This window comes from Streptomyces sp. NPDC048664, assembly GCF_040650555.1.
Classification (GTDB): domain Bacteria; phylum Actinomycetota; class Actinomycetes; order Streptomycetales; family Streptomycetaceae; genus Streptomyces.
Map to the genome: position 1 here is coordinate 128,883 of NZ_JBEZHK010000016.1, position 19,497 is coordinate 148,379.

18 protein-coding genes are annotated in these 19,497 nt (G+C 74.1%); 9 read left to right on the forward strand and 9 right to left on the reverse strand.

What is annotated here, in order from left to right:
- Positions 1–2 precede the first annotated feature (2 nt).
- The gene (locus AB0C59_RS19295; RefSeq protein ID WP_363006030.1) at positions 3–830 is read left to right on the forward strand and encodes a serine hydrolase; all 828 of its coding nucleotides are present in this window, start codon (positions 3–5) and stop codon (positions 828–830) included.
- A gap of 22 nt (positions 831–852) precedes the next feature.
- On the opposite strand, the gene AB0C59_RS19300 is transcribed toward AB0C59_RS19295, so the two are convergent.
- Positions 853–1,851, reverse strand: a complete 999-nt coding sequence (locus AB0C59_RS19300) for a helix-turn-helix domain-containing protein (protein ID WP_363006032.1) — start codon at positions 1,849–1,851, stop codon at positions 853–855.
- A gap of 71 nt (positions 1,852–1,922) precedes the next feature.
- Here AB0C59_RS19300 and AB0C59_RS19305 point away from each other — a divergent pair, with 71 nt between their 5' ends.
- Positions 1,923–3,230 carry an MFS transporter gene (locus AB0C59_RS19305; protein WP_363006034.1) on the forward strand — a complete coding sequence of 436 codons (1,308 nt, stop codon included), beginning with the start codon at positions 1,923–1,925 and terminating at the stop codon, positions 3,228–3,230.
- 190 nt (positions 3,231–3,420) lie between these two features.
- Here AB0C59_RS19305 and AB0C59_RS19310 read toward each other — a convergent pair whose 3' ends face one another.
- Together AB0C59_RS19310 and AB0C59_RS19315 are read right to left on the reverse strand one after the other, a co-directional pair.
- Positions 3,421–4,140 carry a serine/arginine repetitive matrix protein 2 gene (locus tag AB0C59_RS19310; RefSeq protein ID WP_363006036.1) on the reverse strand — a complete coding sequence of 240 codons (720 nt, stop codon included), beginning with the start codon at positions 4,138–4,140 and terminating at the stop codon, positions 3,421–3,423.
- A gap of 40 nt (positions 4,141–4,180) precedes the next feature.
- Entirely contained in the window at positions 4,181–4,786 is a 606-nt protein-coding gene (locus tag AB0C59_RS19315; protein ID WP_363006038.1) for a flavin reductase family protein, read from the reverse strand.
- Positions 4,787–4,868: 82 nt separating this feature from the next.
- On the opposite strand from AB0C59_RS19315, the gene AB0C59_RS19320 reads away from it, so the two are divergent.
- Complete coding sequence (locus tag AB0C59_RS19320) at positions 4,869–5,822, forward strand: hypothetical protein (RefSeq protein ID WP_363006040.1); 954 nt, start codon at positions 4,869–4,871, stop codon at positions 5,820–5,822.
- A gap of 54 nt (positions 5,823–5,876) precedes the next feature.
- On the opposite strand, the gene AB0C59_RS19325 is transcribed toward AB0C59_RS19320, so the two are convergent.
- From AB0C59_RS19325 to AB0C59_RS19335, 3 genes are all read right to left on the reverse strand, one after another.
- The gene (locus tag AB0C59_RS19325; protein ID WP_363006042.1) at positions 5,877–6,692 is read right to left on the reverse strand and encodes an enoyl-CoA hydratase-related protein; all 816 of its coding nucleotides are present in this window, start codon (positions 6,690–6,692) and stop codon (positions 5,877–5,879) included.
- A 64-nt stretch (positions 6,693–6,756) separates the two neighbouring features.
- Positions 6,757–8,982 carry an acetate--CoA ligase family protein gene (locus AB0C59_RS19330; protein ID WP_363006044.1) on the reverse strand — a complete coding sequence of 742 codons (2,226 nt, stop codon included), beginning with the start codon at positions 8,980–8,982 and terminating at the stop codon, positions 6,757–6,759.
- 160 nt (positions 8,983–9,142) lie between these two features.
- Positions 9,143–10,417 carry an NAD(P)/FAD-dependent oxidoreductase gene (locus tag AB0C59_RS19335; protein WP_363006046.1) on the reverse strand — a complete coding sequence of 425 codons (1,275 nt, stop codon included), beginning with the start codon at positions 10,415–10,417 and terminating at the stop codon, positions 9,143–9,145.
- A 217-nt stretch (positions 10,418–10,634) separates the two neighbouring features.
- On the opposite strand from AB0C59_RS19335, the gene AB0C59_RS19340 reads away from it, so the two are divergent.
- The 3 genes from AB0C59_RS19340 to AB0C59_RS19350 all read left to right on the forward strand — a co-directional run bounded on the left by AB0C59_RS19340 (position 10,635) and on the right by AB0C59_RS19350 (position 12,211).
- Entirely contained in the window at positions 10,635–11,087 is a 453-nt protein-coding gene (locus AB0C59_RS19340) for a DoxX family protein (protein ID WP_363006048.1), read from the forward strand.
- A complete protein-coding gene (locus AB0C59_RS19345) occupies positions 11,051–11,512 on the forward strand; it encodes an OB-fold domain-containing protein (RefSeq protein WP_363006050.1) in 462 nt (153 codons plus the stop codon). The genes AB0C59_RS19340 and AB0C59_RS19345 overlap by 37 nt, the downstream gene beginning before the upstream one ends.
- 66 nt (positions 11,513–11,578) lie before the next feature.
- Positions 11,579–12,211, forward strand: coding sequence for a GNAT family N-acetyltransferase (locus AB0C59_RS19350; protein ID WP_363006052.1), 633 nt, complete (start codon positions 11,579–11,581; stop codon positions 12,209–12,211).
- 40 nt (positions 12,212–12,251) lie between these two features.
- On the opposite strand, the gene AB0C59_RS19355 is transcribed toward AB0C59_RS19350, so the two are convergent.
- Entirely contained in the window at positions 12,252–12,917 is a 666-nt protein-coding gene (locus AB0C59_RS19355) for a pyridoxal 5'-phosphate synthase (RefSeq protein WP_363006054.1), read from the reverse strand.
- A 38-nt stretch (positions 12,918–12,955) separates the two neighbouring features.
- The gene (locus tag AB0C59_RS19360; RefSeq protein ID WP_363006056.1) at positions 12,956–14,128 is read right to left on the reverse strand and encodes an acetyl-CoA acetyltransferase; all 1,173 of its coding nucleotides are present in this window, start codon (positions 14,126–14,128) and stop codon (positions 12,956–12,958) included.
- Positions 14,129–14,264: 136 nt separating this feature from the next.
- Here AB0C59_RS19360 and AB0C59_RS19365 point away from each other — a divergent pair, with 136 nt between their 5' ends.
- Together AB0C59_RS19365 and AB0C59_RS19370 are read left to right on the forward strand one after the other, a co-directional pair.
- Positions 14,265–15,455 (forward strand): acyl-CoA dehydrogenase family protein, encoded by a 1,191-nt coding sequence (locus AB0C59_RS19365; protein ID WP_363006058.1) that lies wholly within the window; start codon positions 14,265–14,267, stop codon positions 15,453–15,455.
- Positions 15,452–15,940 (forward strand): nitroreductase family deazaflavin-dependent oxidoreductase, encoded by a 489-nt coding sequence (locus AB0C59_RS19370; RefSeq protein WP_363006060.1) that lies wholly within the window; start codon positions 15,452–15,454, stop codon positions 15,938–15,940. Before AB0C59_RS19365 ends, AB0C59_RS19370 begins: the two co-directional genes overlap by 4 nt.
- Positions 15,941–16,064: 124 nt before the next feature.
- On the opposite strand, the gene AB0C59_RS19375 is transcribed toward AB0C59_RS19370, so the two are convergent.
- On the reverse strand, positions 16,065–16,712 hold the full coding sequence (locus AB0C59_RS19375) for a TetR family transcriptional regulator (RefSeq protein ID WP_363006062.1): 648 nt from the start codon (positions 16,710–16,712) through the stop codon (positions 16,065–16,067).
- A gap of 412 nt (positions 16,713–17,124) precedes the next feature.
- On the opposite strand from AB0C59_RS19375, the gene AB0C59_RS19380 reads away from it, so the two are divergent.
- The gene (locus tag AB0C59_RS19380) at positions 17,125–19,491 is read left to right on the forward strand and encodes a PQQ-binding-like beta-propeller repeat protein (RefSeq protein WP_363006064.1); all 2,367 of its coding nucleotides are present in this window, start codon (positions 17,125–17,127) and stop codon (positions 19,489–19,491) included.
- Positions 19,492–19,497 lie beyond the last annotated feature (6 nt).

A 19,497-nucleotide genomic window follows, 5' to 3' on the forward strand; every position in this document is an offset into this window, starting at 1 on the left:
CCGTGATCCGCGTCCCCCTCTGCGTCCTCAGCAGCTTCCAGGCGCCCCTGGTCCGCCACGGTCACGACCCGGACGCGTTCGTGCAGATCGGCTCCCTGACCAAGCCGCTCACCGCGACCGTGCTGACCGCCCTGGCCGCCGCCGGCGTCCTGGACCTCGACGACCCGCTGGAGAAGTTCCTGCCGGCGCCCAGCGGCACGGGCATCACCCTGCGCCATCTCGCCGAGCACACCTCGGGCCTTCCCCGGCTGCCGCCAGGTATCCGCGGGCGCGACCCCTACGCGGCCTTCGACGCGGGAGCCCTGGACGAGGTCGTACGCCACCTCGACACCCTGACCACGGCTGCCCCGGGCAGCGCCGAGGAGTACTCGAACCTCGGATACGCCGTGCTGGGCGCCGCCCTGGTCGCGGCGACCCGCACGCCGTACACCGAACTCCTGCACCGCCACGTCCTCGACCCGCTCGGCGTCGCCGACGTCGCCTCCGAACCTGCGCCCGACCGGCGGCTGTGCGGTCGCGGGCTGCTCGGGCGGCCGAAGCGTCCCTGGACCATGACGGGAGCGATCCTGCCCGCCGGCGGACTGTGGGCGACCCCTCGGGCCACCGCCCGCCTCGTCACCGAGCTGCTCGTCGACCGCAGGCTCGGCGAGCCTGCGCCGGCCTGGCAGAAGGCGGGGGATCTGCTGTACCACAACGGCGCGACCCGCGACGCGTCCGTCTTCGCCGGTGCCTTTCCGCAGGGGTGGATCCTCGTGCACCGCCTTTCCGGGCGCAGTGCCGCGACCGACGAGTTGGCGGTGGAGACCCTGCGCGCCTTCCTCAAGCCCTGAGCCCCGCGCCCCGGCCGTCCGCTCAGTCGGCGCCCCTGCGGAACGTCCTGCGGTACGCGGTCGGGGTGACCCCGAGGGCGCTCTGGAGGTGCTGCCGCATCGACTGGGCCGTACCGAACCCGGCGTCCCTGGCGACCTGGTCGACGGACAGGTCGCTGGACTCCAGGAGCTGGCGGGCTCGTTCGACGCGCTGGCGGGTCAGCCACTGGCCGGGGCTGACACCGGACTCCTCGCGGAAGCGGCGGGTGAAGGTGCGCACGGACATGGCCTCCTGCCGGGCCATGTCGCGCAGCTGGATCGGCTCGTGGAGCCGGCCGAGCGCCCAGGCGCGGGCCGCGCCCGTGGTGGCCAGCCGCGGGTCCGGCACGGGGCGGTGGATGTACTGCGCCTGGCCGCCGTCGCGGTGCGGCGGGACCACCGTGCGGCGGGCCACCTCGTTGGCGATCGCGGTGCCGTGGTCGCGGCGCAGGATGTGCAGGCACAGATCGATCCCGGCGGCCACCCCGGCGGAGGTCAGGACGTCCCCGTCGTCGACGAACAGGACGTTCGCGTCGACCCGGATCCTCGGAAAGAGCCGCTGGAAGTGCTCGGCGTCGTACCAGTGCGTGGTGGCTGGGCGCCCGTCGAGATAGCCCGCGGCGGCCAGGACGTAGCAGCCGGTGCAGATGGAGGCGAGCCGGGTGCCGGGGCTGATGTGCGCGAGGGCGGCGGCCAGCTCCTCCGTGAGGACGCCCTGCTCGAAGACGGGCCCCAGTTCGTAGGAGGCGGGGACGATGACGGTGTCCGCGGTGGCCAGGGCCTCGGGGCCGTGCTCGACGTGGATGACGAAGTCGGCGTCGGTCCTGACCGGGCCGGGCGGACGGACGGAGCAGGTGAGGACCTCGTAGAGGTGCTGCCCCTGGGCGTCTCGGGGGCGGCCGAAGATCCGGTGCGGGATGCCCAGCTCGAAGGGGAGCAGCCCGTCGAGGGCGAGGACGACGACGCGGTGCGGCCGGACGGCGGACGCGGGGGATCGGGCCATGGCCCGATCCTAACGAACACTGTCCTTCGGGCCACTCGATCGGCAGCCCGTCGCGTCGGACCCTCGACAACGTGACCCAGACGACCGAATCCGCGCGCGCGGACGCCGTACGACCCCCCGGCCGGATGCCCACCCGTGTGCACCGGGCGTGGTTCGTCGCCGCCGTCACCTTCGTGACGATCATCGGCGCCGCCGCCTTCCGGTCCGTGCCCGGACTGTTCATCGACCCGCTGCACCAGGAGTTCGGCTGGTCGCGGGGCACGATCGGGGCCGCCGTCTCCGTCAACCTCGCGCTGTACGGGCTGACCTCGCCGTTCGCCGCCGCCCTGATGGACCGCTTCGGCATCCGCCGGGTCGTCGCGGTGGCCCTCGTGGTGATCGCCGTGGGCTCGGGCGCGACCGTGTGGATGACGGCGGCCTGGCAGCTCGTGCTCTGCTGGGGCCTGCTCGTGGGCCTCGGCACGGGCTCGATGGCGCTGGCGTTCGCGGCCACGGTCACCAACCGCTGGTTCACCGGGCGGCGCGGCCTGGTCAGCGGCATCCTCACGGCCGCCTCGGCCTCCGGCCAGCTGATCTTCCTGCCCGTGCTGTCCTGGATGGTCGAGCACCACGGCTGGCGCCCGGCCTCGGTGACGGTGTCGCTCGCCGCCCTCGCGGTCGTCCCCTTCGTCTGGCTGCTGCTGCGCGACCACCCGGCCGACGTGGGCCTCGCGCCCTACGGGGCAACGGAGTTCGTCCCCCGGCCGGCGCCCGTGCGCGGCGCCGCCCGCCGCGCCGTCGGCGTCCTGCTCTCGGCGGTGCGCACGGGCCCGTTCTGGCTGCTGGCCGGATCCTTCGCCATCTGCGGCGCCTCAACCAACGGCCTGGTCCAGACGCACTTCGTCCCGGCGGCCCACGACCACGGCATGCCGATCACCGCGGCGGCCTCGCTTCTCGCGGTCATCGGGGTCTTCGACGTGCTGGGCACGGTGGCCTCCGGCTGGTTCACCGACCGCTTCTCACCGCGCCGCCTGCTCGCCGTCTACTACGCCCTGCGCGGTCTCTCGCTCCTGTTCCTGCCGATGCTGATGGCGCCGTCCGTGCACCCGCCGATGGTGTTCTTCATCGTCTTCTACGGCCTGGACTGGGTGGCCACCGTGCCTCCCACCCTCGCGCTGTGCCGGGAGCAGTACGGCGAGGACAGCGCCATCGTCTTCGGCTGGGTCCTCGCCTCCCACCAGATCGGCGCGGCTCTGGTCGCCTTCCTCGGCGGTGTCGCGCGGGACGCGTTCGGCTCGTACGACGTGGTCTGGTACGCGTCGGGCGCGCTGTGCGCGGCGGCGGCCCTGATGTCCCTGGTGATCAGGCGCCGCCCCGCGCCCTCGCTCGCGCTCGCGTGATCGGCGGGCCGTCCCTAGGGCCTGTCTGACCATTCCTGCCTGCCGCGCGGCGCCTGGCACGCGCGCTCGCGGCGTTGCCGAAACGCCCACGTGGCTCCGCCACGAGGGCGCTCCGGCGCCTTGCGATCGCACGCACCAGGCGCCGCGCGGCCCGCCCTTCGGGCGGACGACAGGAATCGTCAGACAGGCCCTACCGCTGCGGGTGGGGCGGTTGCTCCGGTGCGTGGCCGGAGGGCGGCTGCCCCCACGGCCCCGCCGGGGGCACGGGACCCCACTGGGGGCCGGCCCCCCACTGCGGTGCGGGCGCCCGGGCGGCGGCGAGCCGCCTGCGGTGGCCGGCGCGGCGGAAGCCGGTGACGAGGCAGATGGTCAGCACCGAGGCGATGGCGGCGAGGAAGCAGCCGACCGCCGCGAAGATGCCGCCGACCGTCGCCGCGACATGGGGCGCGCCCCCGAGCGCGAACTCGGCCTCCGGCAGCCCGGAGTTGCACAGGACCGCGTAGGTGCCGCTGTCGGTGGGCCGCACCTCGAAGACACGCACCCAGGAGCGGGAGTCGAGGGTGATCCGGTACCTGGTGCTCGGCTGGGTCAGCGCCCCGGGCGGCATCTGGGGGATCCGGCAGTCGACCCGGCCCCGCCCGGACTGCGAGACGTAGATCTCCCTGGTCTCACCCCGGACGAAGGAGAACTCCCGGGTCACGCCGTTGGGCAGGGTGCGGGTGTCGTCGATCGAGTGCACGGTGTCCTTCACCGCCACCACGAGGAACACGACCCCGGCACCGGCCAGCACCACCCCCAGCAGTGCGCCGATCACGTACCAGATGCGCCGGGGACGCAGTTCCCTCGCCGGTATCGGCGGCAGCGGCGCCGGGCCGCCCTGCGGGGTCCCCCATGAATTCTGAAAAGCCACAACGCCGCATGTTAGGGCCTTTCGCCGCGGCGGGAGTCCCTTATACGAACCGGCCCTTGTGGAACAGCAGCGGCGCGCCGTCGTCCTCGTCCGACCCCAGGGCCCGGACCCGGCCCACCACGATGAGGTGGTCGCCGCCCGTGTGCACGGCGTGCAGGGAGCAGTCGATCCACGCCGCGGTGCCCAGGAGGCGGGGCGAGCCGGAGAACGGCGCGGGCTCGTGCTCGACCCCGGCGAACTTGTCCCCGCCGCTCACCGCGAAGCCGCGGCACAACCCGGCCTGGTGAGCCGCGAGCACGTTCACGCAGAACACGCCCGCGCGGGCGATGCGCGGCCAGGTCGTGGAGGACCGGCCGACCATGAACACGACGAGCGCGGGGTCGAGCGACAGGGAGGAGAAGGACTGGCACGCGAATCCGGCGGGGCCCGCCTCGCCGTCCCGCGCGGGCGCCGTGATCACCGTGACGCCGGTGGCGAAGTTCCCCAGCACGCGCCGGAACTCGGCCTGGTCGACCGGGGCGCGCTCGTCCTGGCCGACACAGCGCAGCTCCGGCCGGGGCAGGGCTTCGAAGGGCCCTTCCGCCGCAGGGGCCCCGACCGATCTGAGGTAGCGGACGGCGGTGGCCGCCATCCCGGCGTGTCCCATCACGCCTTCCATTGAAGCTGACGTCATGTCAGATGGGAAGGGGCGTGAGAGGGGTGCAGGAAGCTGTGTCTAGGCTGTGGCCATGGAGCGGGGGAACGTGAAGACCATGTGGCGGGACGGTGTTCGCGCGGCGTGGGAGAACCGGACGGCGGCCGCGGCGACGAGCGCGGCGGTGCTGCCGGCGGCCGGGCTCCTGTGGTGGCTGGCGGCGTCGACCCGCGACGACCACGGCGCCACCGGCGGCGGTCTGGGCGTGGCCTGTCTCGTCGTCCTCGCGCCCCTGGTCCTTCCGGTGCTCGGCCTCGCGCACGCCGCGGTGCACACCCTGCCGGCCGCCGCGCTCGCCCGGCCGGCGGCCCGGCTCACCCGGGGCCCCGAGTGGCTCTGGCATCTGGGGTACGCCGCGGTGGTCGCGGCGCTGTGGGCGGGGGTGGGCGCCGCGCTCGGCGCCTGGCCGTTCGCCGCCGCGGCCGGATGGCTCACGGCACTGGCCGTGCCGCCCGTGCTGGGGATCGCGTATCTGCGGGGTCGCGCCGCGCGCACCGGGCGGGCGTGGGGGTTCTGGCCCCTGTGGCGGCGTGCGGGTCTCGCGTCCCTCGCCCTGTGCGTCCTGGTCGTCTCGGCCGGGGCGGTCGCCTCGGTGGCGGGCCTGCTCGCGCCCTACCGGCCCCCGGTCCTGTCCGCCGCGCGGCTCGCCGGCGAGTGGCGCGGCGACGACGGGGCGGTCATGCGACTGGGCCAGGGCGGCCGGGTCGAACTGACCCGGGTGCCGGTGCGGCCCCCGACCGGTGCCCGGACCGACGAGGACTTCGCCGTGTGCGACGGCACCGGCACCTGGGTGCTCGACCGGAACGGCCGCTACGCGGCGGACGGTGACGAGGGACCCGGGCACCGCGACGGGGTCTTCGTACGGTTCGGCGGTGACTGCGGGCACGGGACGTTCTGGACGATCGGCGGCACGCGGCGGGAGCCCGAGCTGTTCGTCCTGTTCGGGGACGCCGACGCCGGCTCGCTGCGCGTCCTGAAGCGGGCCTGATCCGGCCGAGGGCCCGGGTGGACCGGAGGCGTCGCCGGGTTCGAGGGCCGGAGCTCACCTGCCCTCGAACGCGGCGTCCCGCCGCTGCACGAAGCTCGCGACGCCCTCCCGCGCGTCCGCCGTCGTCATGTTGATCTCCTGCGCGGCGGCCTCGGCCGCGAAGCACGTCGCCCGGTCCGTGTCCAGCGAGGCGTTGACCAGCTGCTTGGTGAGCGCGAGGGCGCGGGTGGGACCGGCGGCCAGGCGCTCCGCCCAGGCGCGGGCCGCCTTCTCCAGCCCGTCCGCCGGCACGACCCGGTTGACCAGCCCGAGGCGTTCGGCGTCCGCCGCCGACAGCGCGTCGCCGAAGAACATCAGCTCCTTGGCCCGACGGGGCCCGACGAGCCGGGGCAGGAGGTAGGCGCCCCCGGCGTCCGGGACCAGGCCGCGCCGCACGAACACCTCCACGAAGGAGGCCGACTCGGCGGCGATCACGAGGTCGCAGGCGAGGGCGAGATGCGCACCGAGCCCGGCCGCGACGCCGCCCACCGCCGCGATCACCGGCTTCTCGCAGTCCAGGACCGCGGCGATCAGCCGCTGGGCGCCCTCGCGCAGGGTGCGCGCCACATCGCCCGGTATCCGCTCGCCGCTCGCGCCCCCGCCGCGCAGGTCGGCCCCCGCGCAGAAGCCGCGGCCCGCTCCCGTGAGGACGACGGCGCGTACGTCCGGGTCGGCGGAGGCGTCCAGGAATTTCTGGATGAGTTGTTCGCGCAGGTCAGGGGTGATGGCGTTGAGGGAGGAGGGGCGGTTGAGGGTGAGCTGTGAGACGTGGCTGTCAGTGGTGTGCAGTACCAATGACTCGACGGGATCTTCGGGGGAAGGAGCCATCATGTTCCGTTTCGTCGTGTCGTGTTGCGTGGCCTTGTTTTGGGGCGTCGCCGCATCGGCCGGGGCGTCAGCCGCACACCGCCAGCGCGTCCAGCGCCACGGCTCCCTGCCCCCTGGGCAGCACCATCAGCGGGTTGATGTCCAGCTCCGCGATCTGGTCCCCGAGTTCGAGAGCCATCCGCTGGACGCGGAGCACGACCTCGACCAGCGCGTCGACGTCCGCCGGCGGTCGCCCGCGCACGCCGTCCAGCAGGGCCCGCCCCCGCAGTTCGAAGAGCATGTCCCGCGCCTGCTCCTCGCCGAAGGGCGGCACGCGCACCGCGGTGTCCCGCAGCACCTCGACCAGGACCCCCCCGAGCCCGACGGTGACCGTCGGCCCGAAGAGCCGGTCATGGCCGACGCCGACGACCATCTCCACCCCGCGCTCCACCATCTGGCACACCAGCACCCCGTCGAGCTTGATCTGCTCGTAGCGCGCGATGTCCGTCAGCTCCCGGTAGGCGTCCCGGACCTGGCTGGCGGAGGTGAGCCCGATCTTCACCAGGCCGAGTTCGGTCTTGTGGGCGATCTGCGCGCCGGACGCCTTCATGACCACCGGGTAGCCGACGAGCCCCGCCGCGCGCACGGCCGCCGCGGCGCTGGTCACCAACTGCTCGCGCGGTACGCGGATGCCGTACGCCCGCAGCAGCTGCTTCGCCGCGTGCTCGCTCAGCTGCTGCCCGGGCCGCATCAGCGCCTGCGCCTTGCGGTAGGAGGGCGAGGGCGTGCGGGGCGCCTCGTCGAAGGGGGAGCGGTAGCCGCGGACGAACCGCTGGTGGTCGAGATGGGAGCGCACCGCCGTCAGGCAGTTCGCGACGGTGCGGAAGGTCGCCACGCGCGGGGAGCCGAGCAGGGTCTCGCGATAGGCGGCCTCGGTGCCGACGGGCGAGCCCCACACCACGCACACCAGCTTGTCCGTGTGCTCCGCCGCGTCCACGAGATCCCGCACGAGCTTGTCGCTCAGCGGCGGGAAGGGCCCCGTGACAGGACAGATGAGCACACCCACCTGGGGGTCGGCGAGGATCGCGTCGATGATCCTGCGACCGCGCCAGTCGCCCACCGGGTGACCGCCGTTGTCGACGGGGTTGGCGACGCTCAGGTACTCGGGAATCCACTGGTGCAGCTCCGCCTGCTTCGCCTCGGAGAGGACCGGAAGGCGCAGGCCGGCCTCGGCGGCCAGGTCCGCGACGTGCGCGCCCGTGCCGCCCGAGATCGAATAGACGACGACGCCCTCGGCGCGCGGCGGGCGGGCGCGGGCCAGCAGGGTGGCGGTGTCCTGGAGTTCGTCGAGCCCGTCCACGCGGATTACCCCGTACTGCCGCATCGCCGCGTCGGCCACGTCGTCCGCGCCGGTCAGCTTGCCGGTGTGTGAGGCGGCCGTGCGGGCGCCGGTCTCGGTACGGCCGACCTTGACCGCGACGACCGGGACACCGCGCCGGGCGGCCCGGTCGGCGGCGAGCAGGAAGGAGCGGCCGTCCTTCAGGCCCTCGATGTAGCAGGCGATGGCGCCGACCTCGGGCCGTTCGGCGAAGTAGGAGATGAAGTCGGCGCTCTCCAGATCGGCCTCGTTCCCCGTCGGCGCCCAGTGGGAGAGCCGTATGCCCAGCTCCTGGAGGGCGAAGACGGGGCGGCCCTGGTGGCCGGACTGGGTGATGAGCGCGATGGCGGGCCCGTCCAGGTCGTCGCGGAACCGTTCGAAGGCGTTGAGGTTGGTGTTCGGTCCGAGCAGGCGCACGCCGGCCCGCTCCACCGCGGTGGCCAGCCGTTCCTGGGCCGCCGAGCCCTCCTCGCCCGTCTCGGCGAAACCGGAGGCGAAGGCGACGGCGAACTTCACCTTGGCGGTGCCGAGTTCCTCGATGAGAGGGAGGGGATCGGAGACGAGCAGCACGGCGAGATCGACCTGTTCCGGCAGATCCGCGAGAGAGGGGAGGCAGGGGATGCCGAAGACGGACCGGCGGGTGGGGTGCACGGGATGCAGCCGCGCGCCGACCCGCTCGGCCCAGGCGAGCAGCTGTCTGGTGATACCGGTGTTGGGTTTGCCCTCGGCGTCGGACGCGCCGACGACGACGACGGACTCGGGCCGGAAGAACCGGTCCAGATCGGGGGCGTCGCGGTGCAGCGGCCGTCCGCCGACGTCGAGGTCCCCGACGTCGGCCGGCCTGCCGTGCACCATGGGCGAGGGTTGCTCACCGCAGGCGATGGCCCGGGCCCGGCGGGAGTCGGTGGTGAGGGTGCCGTGGGTCGATCCAAGCATCTTTTCCGCCCGCTCCTGTGTGACGGCTCAATCAACTGACGCTCTGTCAGGTTACTGAACTGACGTGACGTCAGGAACGGGCGTGCAGACAAAAGCACGAATCCGCCGGGTGCGGGTGCGGGTGGGTGCGTGCGCGGGCCTGGAGTCGGCGACGGTCGCCTCAGGGGGCCGGGTGGGCCTTCTCCACGCGAGAGCCCGGCGAGCGGAGCCCGCCCGAACGGGACGGCTCCGCCCGCGCCGCCTCCGCCCGGGCCTTCGCCGCGCGGCGCGCCACCGCCTTCGCGATCTTCTGCGCGTCGATGGACAGTTCGCGGAGCGTGCCGCTGATCGGGTTGGTGAAGCCGGTGAAGTACAGGCCGGGAGCCGACTCCGGCGAGCGCGCGCCGTGCACCACCGGCCTGCCGCGCTCGTCGAGGACGCCGAGGTGGCCGACGACCCCCTCGAGGGCGCGGACGTACCCGGTGGCGGCGATCACGGCGTCCGGCGCGACGCGGCCGCCGTCGGCGAGCAGGACCTCCCCGCCCGCGAAGCCCTCGACGGCCGCCACGACCTCGACGCGCCCCTTGCGCACGGCGTCGACGAGTCCGGTGTCCAGCACGGGGATCGCGCCGTGCTTCGCGCGCGAGAAGAGCCCCGCGGCGGGCCGGGCCAGTCCGTGCGCCGACAGGTCGGGGACGCTCAGTCTCGCCTGGAGTCGGGCCAGCGGGTCGGCGAGCCGGGCCGGCAGGCGCCGCAGGAGTATCCCGCTGCGCTGCGCGGGCCACCCGGCGAGCGAGCGGCGCACGATGTGCGGTGCGGTGCGCACCGCCAGCCGCACACGGGCGGCCCCGCCCTCCACCAGGTCGACGGCGATGTCGGCGCCCGTGTTGCCGGCGCCGACGACCAGGACGTCACGGCCCGCGTAGGGCGCGGCGTCGCGGTACTCGCCCGCGTGCAGCAGCTCGACCGTGCGGGCGTCGCGCCCGGGCCACGCGGGCAGGTGGGGGGTGTGGTTGAAGCCGGTGGCGACGACGACCGCGCTGCCGGTCAGCTCCCGGCCGCCGGTGGCGTGCAGCAGCCAGCCGGTGCCGTCCGGGGCGGGCTCCACGCGGGAGACCTCGACGCCGGTGACGATCTCCAGCCCGTGGTGCTCGGCGTAGGTCTCCAGGTAGCGGATCACGTCGTCGCGCGCCACCCACCGCCCGAAGGAGCGCGGCACGGCCAGGCCCGGCAGGGCCGACAGGCGCCGCGTGGTGTGCAGGCGCAGCCGGTCGTAGTGCCGTCTCCAGCCGGCCCCGACGCGGTCCGACCGCTCCAGGACGACGGCCCGTATCCCCCGGGCGCGCAGCGCGTGGGCGGTGGCCAGGCCGCCCGGTCCGCCGCCGATGACGTAGACGGGCCGGTCCTCGTGGGACGGCACCACGGGGCGCGGCGAAGCGGTAGTCGAGTCGGCCATGAGCGGAGCGTATCCAGACGATTCCTTGATGGGTCTCGGTCAAGACCGGAATGCGTTGCGAATCGATCACGGCTGTAGGAGGAGTGCGTGGGGCCGGTGTCGTAGGCGGACCGGTTGCGGGGGAGCGGCGGACGGTGCGCGGCTCTTGCGTGGGGCCTTCCGGGCATCGAAACTGACGTACCGTCAGAAGTTTGGCCGCTGGAAAGGCGGGCGCCCCATGCACACGATCTGGCTCACCGGCGCGGAGTGGCTCGCCGTGCTCCGCATCGGCCTCGGACTGTGGTGGCTGGAGAGCTGGCGGCACAAGGACAAGAAGGCCTGGTTCGAACGGGGTTCCGGCATCGAGTGGGCCGCCGGCGTCGCGTCCCGGCACCGTCTGCCCGCCGTGCGCAAGGGCTTCGACCGGGTGGTCGCGCCCCGCCCGCGCGTCATGGCCCACATCGTCGTCCACGCGGAACTCGCCCTGGGCCTCGGCCTGACGGCGGGCTTCCTGACCCCGGTGGCCTTGGCCGGCGGTCTGCTCCTCAATGTCCTCTACTTCGTCCTCATGATCCACGACTGGGCGGAGCAGGGGCAGAACGCGATGATGGCGCTGATCTCGGCCGTGGCCCTGTTCGCGATGTCCTGGCAGACATGGTCGGCGGACAGCGCCCTGGGGCTGTTCGCGTGACCGGGCCGGGGGAGCCGACGGGCGGGCCCCGCCACGACCTGCCCGCCGTCGACGCCTTCACCCGTCCCTACTGGGACGCGGCGGCCCGGGGAACCCTGCTGATCCGCCGGTGCGCGGCGTGCGGGCGCGCGCACCACTTCCCGCGCGAGTTCTGCCCGTTCTGCTGGAGCGAGGACGTCACCTGGGAGCGGGCGAGCGGCCGGGCCACGCTCTACACCTGGTCCGTCGTCCACCGCAACGACCTCCCGCCGTTCACGGGCCGCACCCCCTACGTCGCCGCCGTGGTCGACCTCGCCGAGGGGCCGCGGATGATGACGGAGGTGGTGGAGTGCGAGGAGGCCGGACTGCGGGTGGGGATGGCGCTGCGGGCGTGCTTCCGGCGGGCCGGGGAGGGCGCGGTCCCGGTGTTCCGCCCCGGGAGTTGAGGCCCTGGGGCGCCCGGTGCGGAAATGGTCGAGACAGGCGACCGGGGCGCGGGCTTGAATGGACCGATGACCGACGTCAGGAACAGCGACCGCGCCGGCGGCGACCGGGCCGAAGACGACCTTCCCGACCTCTCCCCCGTCCTGCACGGCCACGGCCTGCGGCTGCGCTCCTGGGACGACGCGTCGGACGGCGATGTCGACGCCTGGCTGCGCGGGCTGACGGACCCGGACTTCCGGCGGTGGAACACACCGGTGAAGAGCGTGTCGGACAGGGAGAGCGCCCGGGAGTCGCTGCGCTGGAAGCTGGCGGCGGTGGCGGACGGCACCAGCGCCTCGTTCCGGATCACCGACGCGGCGAGCGGTGCGACGCTGGGGCACATCGGGGTCAACGAGATCGACCTGTTCCTGCGTACCGCGCGCGTCGGCTACTGGATCCTGCCCGAGGCCCGGGGCCAGGGGGTCGCGACCCGCGCCCTGGCCCTGGCCGCCCGCTGGGCCCTGACCGACCTGGGCGTGCACCGACTGGAGTTGGGCCACGCCGTCGGCCACGCGGCGTCCTGCCGCATCGCCGAGCGATGCGGCTTCCTCGTCGAGGGGACGCTGCGCGGCGCGATGCACGACGAGGCGCCGCCGGGCGGGTTCCGGGACGTGCATCTGCACGCCCGGGTCGCGACCGACCCGGACCCGGCGCTGCCCTGACGGGGCCCGCCGCGCGCCGAACGGAGCCTCGCGAGCCCCCTCAGGGCCACAGCAGCAGCTTGCTCCAGCCCTCCTCGGCCCGCCGGTAGACGAGCCGCACATGGCGGCGCTGCTCGTCCCCCTGGAAGAACTCCACCTCCTCGGGCCGCACCCGGTAGAGCGTCCAGGACGGAACCGGCGCCGCGGGTTCCCGGCGCGCCCGCTCCCAGGCCTCCTCGGACGCCCGCGCCAACTCCGCGACCGAGTCCAGGACGTCGCTCTGCCGCCCGGTGAGCGCGGCGGCGAGCGCGCCGGTGGAGCGGGCGTGCAGATCCGCCTGGCCCTCCTGGGAGGGTGCGGCGGTGACCGGTCCCCGCAGCCGGACCTGGCGACCCTGGACGGGCCAGTAGAACTCCAGCGCGGCGTACGGCCGTACCGCGAGCTGCCGGCCCTTGCGGCTGCCCGCGTGCGTGGCGAAGGTCCAGCCGTCCGCGTCCGCCCCGTGCAGCATCACGACGCGGACGTCCGGGGTGCCGTCGGCGTCGGCGGTCGCCAGGGCCATGGTGTGCGGCTCGCGCTGCCCGGCCGCCACCGCCCGGGCGAACCACTCCGTGAACAGCGCGAGCGGTTCGGCGGGCGTCGCGGCCGGGTCGAAGGCGGGCAGTTCGGTGGTGGCCGGGTCCCACACCCGCAGGGACCGCAGCAGTTCATGAAGATCCGTTGCCATGCCCCGAGTATGGCGAGGCGGCCCTCGCCGGGGGCCGGTCAGCATCCCAGCACCAGTGTTCCCGACGAGCAGAACCAGCCCCCCGTGCCGGAGGCGACCCCCAGCCGGGGCACCTCCCCGTCCCTGGTCCGCACCTGCCGCGCGCCGGCCGTGCCGCGCAGCTGCCGCACCGCCTCCACCAGCAGGAACAGCCCTCGCATCCCGGGGTGCTGGGCCGCCAGACCGCCCCCGTCGGTGTTCACCGGGAACCCCCCGCCCCGCGCCAGCAGCCTGCCCTTCTCCACGAAGGCGCCGCCCTCGCCCTTCGCGCAGAACCCGAGGTCCTCCAGCGTCACCAGCGTCATGTAGGTGAAGGCGTCGTAGATCTCCGCGAAGTCGATCTCCTGGGGGCGCACGCCGGCCCGCTCGAAGGCGAGCGCGCCGCTGACCGCCGCCGGGGACACGGTGAAGTCGTCCCACTCGGACATCGTCGTGTGCGAGACGTACTCCCCGGACCCGAGCACCCACACCGGCCGGGTGCGGCAGTCCGGCACGAGATCCTCGGCCACGATCAGCACCGCGGCCCCGCCGTCGGAGCGTATGCAGCAGTGCAGTCTGGTGAACGGATCCGCGACCATCGGCCCGGACAGCACCTCGTCGACCGTGACCGGCTCGCGGAACATGGCCTCGGGGTTCGCCGCCGCGTTGGCGCGCGCCTGCACGGCCACCTCGGCGAGCTGTTCCAGCGTGGTGCCGTACTCGTGCATGTGGCGCCGTGCCGCCATGGCGTACTTGGCGATGAGGGTGTGGCCGTAGGGGGCCTCGAACTGGAGGGGCCCGTGGGCGCCGAAGGACAGGTTCCCGGTGCGCCGGCCCGCCTTGATGTCGGCGCGGGCGGTGGAGCCGTACACCAGCAGCACCGCGCGGGCGTGCCCGGCCGCGATGGCGTCGGCCGCGTGGGCGGCCATGACCTCCCAGGTGGACCCGCCGACCGAGGTGGAGTCGACCCAGGTCGGCCGGAGCCCCAGATACTCCGCGACCTCCGCCGGAGCCAGGGTCCCGAGCCCCGCGGAGGCGAACCCGTCGATCACCCCGCGCTCCAGCCCCGCGTCCGCCAGCGCCCGGCGAGCGGCCTGTGCGTGCAGGGCGTACGACGTCGCCTCGTCGATCCGGCCACAGTCGGACAGCGCCACCCCGACGATGGCGGCCTTGCGGCCGGTCGCAGCAGTCATGAATCTGACGGTACATCAGATCGGTTGCCTGTCGCCCCCCTTCGTGGCCCGGTCGGGGAAATCGGTTCCACCCCTCCCGGTCGGCGGGCTCCCGGCCTAATATGACGGATCGTCAGATGAAGAAGGGACCACGCTCATGGACGCCCGCTTCACCGCTGAGCAGGAAGAGATACGCCGCACGGTGCGGGAGGCGCTCGCCAAGCACTGCGGGGCCGAGGACGTGCGGGCCGCCGTCCGGAACAGCGCCGGACACGACCCCGCCCTCTGGGACACCCTCGCCGGCCGGATCGGTCTGCCCGCGCTCGCGCTGCCCGGACGGTACGGCGGCGTCGGCTGCTCCGCCACCGAACTCGCCCTCGCCTGCGAGGAGGTGGGACGCGCGCTCGCCCCCTCCCCGCTGCTGGCCACCGCCGTGCTCGCCGCGCCCCTGCTGCTCGCCCTCGGCACCGAGGACCAGCGCACCGCACTGCTCCCGCGCCTCGCCTCCGGCGAACTGACCGCCACCCTCGCCGTCCCCGGCACCGCCCTCGCCACCGCCCTCGGCCTCGTCGACGGCAACCGGGGCGACTGGGCCGGCGGGGGCCGCGCCGGCGGCATCCAGGCGCGGCGCGCCGACGGCGCCTGGCGGCTGTACGGGGAGGCGAGCCAGGTGCTGGACGGGCACAGCGCCGGGCTCCTGGTCGTGGCCGCCCACGCCGGTGGCTACGCCCGGTCCCGGACCCTGCTCTTCCTCGTACGGGCGGAGACCGGCCCGCTGCGGACCAGGCAGACCGCGTTGGACGCGACCCGACCCCTGGCGCGGGTGCGGCTGCCCGACGTGGAGGCCGAGCTGCTGGGCGAGGCCGGGGCCGACGTGCTCGGCGCGCTCGCCGCCGCCGGGGACCGGGCGGCGGCCGTCCTCGCCTGCGAGGCGGTCGGCGCGGCCGACCGGATCCTGGAGCGGACCGTCCGCCACGTCGAGCGGCGGGAGCAGTTCGGGCGGCCGATCGGGTCCTTCCAGGCCGTGAAGCACCGGCTGGCCGATGTGTACGTGCGGGTGCAGGCGGCCCGCTCGGCGGCCTACTACGCGGCCTGGTCGGCAGGCGCGCCGGGGGCGGTCGAGGCCGTGGGCGGACTCGCGCTCGCCTCCGCGCTGCAGGCGCTGCGGGCCGCCGCCTCCGAAGGGATCCAGCTCCACGGCGGCATCGGCTTCACCTGGGAGCACGAGGCGCATCTGTACTTCAAGCGGGCCGCCGGGGACGAGCTGCTGTTCGGCCCCGTGCACCGGCTGCGCGCCCACGCCGCCGACCGGGCGGGGATCTTCGAGCAGGGGGAGGTGGCCGTATGACCGGCGGCGGAGCGGGGCTCGGGGTGCGGCTCGTGCGGAAGGTGTCGTCCACGCGGGGCTTCGCCAAGGTCGCCCCACACGTGGTGCCCGCCCTCGACCGTGCCGCGCACCGGATGACCCGCGGGCGGGTCGTCCTCAGCGCGCGGGTGCTGCCGAGCGTGATCCTCACGGCCACCGGAGCCCGCAGCGGCCTGCCGCGCCGTACGCCGCTCGCGTGCATGCCGGAGGAGGGCGGCGGGACGTGGATCCTCGTCGGGTCCAACTTCGGGCGCACCGCTCACCCGGCCTGGACCGCCAACCTGCTCGCACATCCCGACGCGGAGATCAGCTGGAGGGGGCGGGACATCCCGGTCACGGCCCGTTTGCTGCGCGGCGCGGAGCGGGACGCGGTCTGGGCGGAGGTGGTGGCCTTCTGGCCGCCGTACGCGACGTACCAGGCGCGGGTGGATCGTCGGATCCGGCTGTTTCGGATCGTACGGCGGTGACGGTACGGCGGTGAGCGTACGCGGCGTACGCGGCGGCGGCGCGGCCGGAGCGCCGCCCGCAGGGCAGGACATGACAGGACATGTGCCCGGAGCCCGGAACAGCCGACGTCCTACCGTGCGGGTCTCACTTCGTCGGCTTCCTGCCCGTCACGCCCAGATGGACCAACAGCGCCAGATTCGGCTTGAGTTCGGCCTGCTTGACGCCCCAGGACTGGAAGCCCTTCTGGTGCGAGGCCACGGACGCGAGCATCGCCACGAGCGCGCCGGCGACGGCCGCCGGGTTCACGTCCTTGTCGACCCGTCCCTTGGACTGGAGTTCGGTGATCGAATCCGCGAGGGAGTTGTTCACCGAGTTCAGGATCTTCATCCGGATCTTGTAGAACCGCTTGTCGCCCTCGGCGGCTCCCAGGTCGACCACGCGCAGGATGGCGTCGTGCCTGCGCCAGAAGTCCAGGAACCCGTCCACGAGTTCCTGCGCCGTCGCCCAGCCGGCCTTGCCGGCCCAGGAGCGCCCGGCGAGCAGTTCGGTCAGCCCGGCGCCGTCCGCGGCCATGCGCTCGGCGATCTCCAGGACGGCGCCCTCGACGTCCGGGAAGTACTGGTAGAAGGTCGCCGGTGACGTCCCTGCCTTCCGGGCGACATCGATGACTTTGACGTCCCGGTAGGGCGACGAGCTGAGCATGTCGCTGAGGCAGTCCAGCAGCTTCTGCCGGGTCGCCTGCCCGCGCCGACCGGCCACGCGGCCGTCGACGGTACGTACTTGTCCTGTCATGCCGTCAGCTTACCGACGGGTGATCGGAGCGCGATTCGGCCGACTGCAAATGGGGAGGGGGGTGCTCCACGGGGGTCCTCGGACCTGCTCGCAGCCGCCTCTCCGACCGGTCCGTGCGGGCCCCGGCAGAAGAGTGGCCGTCACGGAAAGTGAGAGGCCAGTTTCTTTGTGTACACTCTCGGGCACTTTCCGGGAGGGGCGGGCGTTCCCTTGTGTGGGAGCCGGTGTCCGGTGGGGTGGGCGGGCGTGGATTTGTCCGCAGACACCCCGACTCGCCCCCGGGTTCGCAACCGGTGCTCCGGGCAGGGAGAATCAGGCTGCGTGCCGCCATGGCGGTGCGGTGGTGAGACGCTGCACGGGGTCGCGTGCACGACGCGGATGAACGCGACCCGTACGGGGAGGTGGCAGGCAAGTGGTGGATCAGCTGACACAGCACGACCCGCGGCGGATCGGTCCGTTCGAGGTGCTGGGACGGCTGGGTGCCGGCGGCATGGGGCTGGTCTATCTCGCGCGCTCGGCCTCCGGGCGCCGCGTGGCGATCAAGACCGTGCGCACGGAACTGGCCGAGGACCAGCTCTTCCGGGTCCGCTTCACCCGCGAGGTGGAGGCGGCGCGCGCGGTCTCCGGCTTCTACACGGCGGCCGTGGTCGACGCCGACCCCCGCGCGGCCGTGCCGTGGCTGGCGACCGCGTACGTGCCCGCGCCCTCCCTGGAAGAGATAGTGACCGAGTGCGGGCCGATGCCGGCCCAGGCGGTGCGCTGGCTGGCGGCGGGCGTGGCCGAGGCGCTCCAGTCGATCCACGGCGCCGGGCTGGTCCACCGCGATCTGAAGCCGTCGAACGTCCTGGTCGTGGAGGACGGCCCCCGGGTGATCGACTTCGGCATCGCCTCCGGCGTGTCGAACACACGTTTGACGATGACGAACGTCGCCGTGGGCACCCCCGCCTACATGTCCCCGGAGCAGGCGAAGGACTCGCGCAGCGTGACCGGCGCCAGCGATGTCTTCTCGCTGGGCTCGATGCTCGTCTTCGCCGCCACCGGCCATCCGCCCTTCCACGGCGCGAACCCCGTCGAGACCGTCTTCATGCTGCTGCGCGAGGGCCCGGACCTGTCGGGGCTGCCCGACGAGCTGCGCCCGCTCATCGAGTCCTGCATGCAGATGGAGGCCCCCGCCCGCCCGAACCCGGCCGACCTCCAGGCCCAGCTGGCCCCCCATCTGTTCGGCTCCGGCTCGGACGACAGCGGCACGGCGTCGGCGTGGCTGCCCGAGAAGGCCGTCTCCCTGATCGAGGGGAGACGCGGCGGGCGTCCCGCGGTGAAGCCGTCCCCGTCCGCGAGCCGGGGCGGCGGCGTCCGGCCCACCGCGGTGCCGCCCCCGCCGTCGCACGCCCCTGGTCAGGCCCCCGTGCACGCCCCCGCGCCCGTGCCGGTCGGCGGGCCCGGCGGCGGACCGGTGCTGCTCGCGGGCGCCTCCGTGCCGATCGGGCCCGGACCGCGCGTCGCCGACGCCCGTGCCGCCGCCGTGAAGGCGCCTCCCCCGGAGGCGGGCCTCGTCGCGTCCTGGTCCCGGCCGGGTGCCGGGACGGGCACCGCACCCGCCGTCGCACCCCCCTCGGTCGCCCCGACCGCCGCGCCCTCGGAGGGCGCCACCGGCTGGCGTCCCTGGCGTTTTCGTATGTCCAACGACGTATGGGGCACCCCCTCGGTCGCCGAGGACCTGGTCTACGTCACCTCGTTCGAGGTGCACGCCCTGGACGTGGCGACGGGCCGCCGCCGCTTCAAGACGCGGGACGTGGCCTGGTCGATGGCGGTGGCGGGCGGCCGCGTCCACGCCTCCGACGGCCCGACGCTCTTCGCGCTGGACGCCCGGGAGGGCGCGGACCTGTGGCGGCTGTCGCTGGACGGCTGGGTGTACTCCGTCCAGGCCGACCGCGGCACGGTCGTCACCGGCACCCGGGGCGGCGGCGTGCAGGCCTGGGAGGCGGCGAACGGCCAGAAGCTGTGGGAGCTCACCGGGGCGCAGACGGACTTCGAGACACCGGAGGCCGGACCGCTGGTCCAGGACGGCACGGTGTACGTCTGGAAGGACGCCCGGCTGCTGGCGCTGGACGCGCGCACGGGCGACGAGCGCTGGTCGTACCCGATCGGCGACGCGGCCTCCTGCGGCGGCGTCCCCGTGCGCCTGACCCAGGCCGCGGACGGCTACGTGTACGTCTCGGCCGGCGCCCGGGTCCTGGCCATCGAGGTCACGAGCGGCATGGTGCGCTGGCACTTCGAGGCCCCGGCGGTCTTCCTGTGCCCGCCGGCCTTCGTACCGGGCCCCGCGGTGACGGGCGGCGGCGTCTACCTGGCCGACTACCTGGGCACGGTGTACGCGCTGGACGCCACGGACGGCCGCGACCGCTGGCGCATCGCCACCGAGTCGCGGGCCTCGATCGAGCCGGTGCTGGTGGCGGCCGGGCACGTCCACGTGGGCAGCGGAAAGGGCCTCTACACCCTCGACGCGGTCACGGGCACGCCGAAGTGGCGTTTCCAGTCGGGCGGCGACATCGTGGGCTCCCCGGCGGTGGCGGAGGGCCGCATCCACTTCGGCTCCACGGACCACCTGCTCTACACGCTCAAGGCGGACGACGGCCGGCTGCGCTGGAAGCTGGCCACCGGCGGCGAGATCACCGGTGCGCCGGTGGTGAAGGACGGCGTGGTCTACGCGTGCAGCAAGGACCGCTGCGTGTACGCCCTGGACGCGGAGAAGGGGACGGGGACGGCGCGCACCACCTGATCCGTC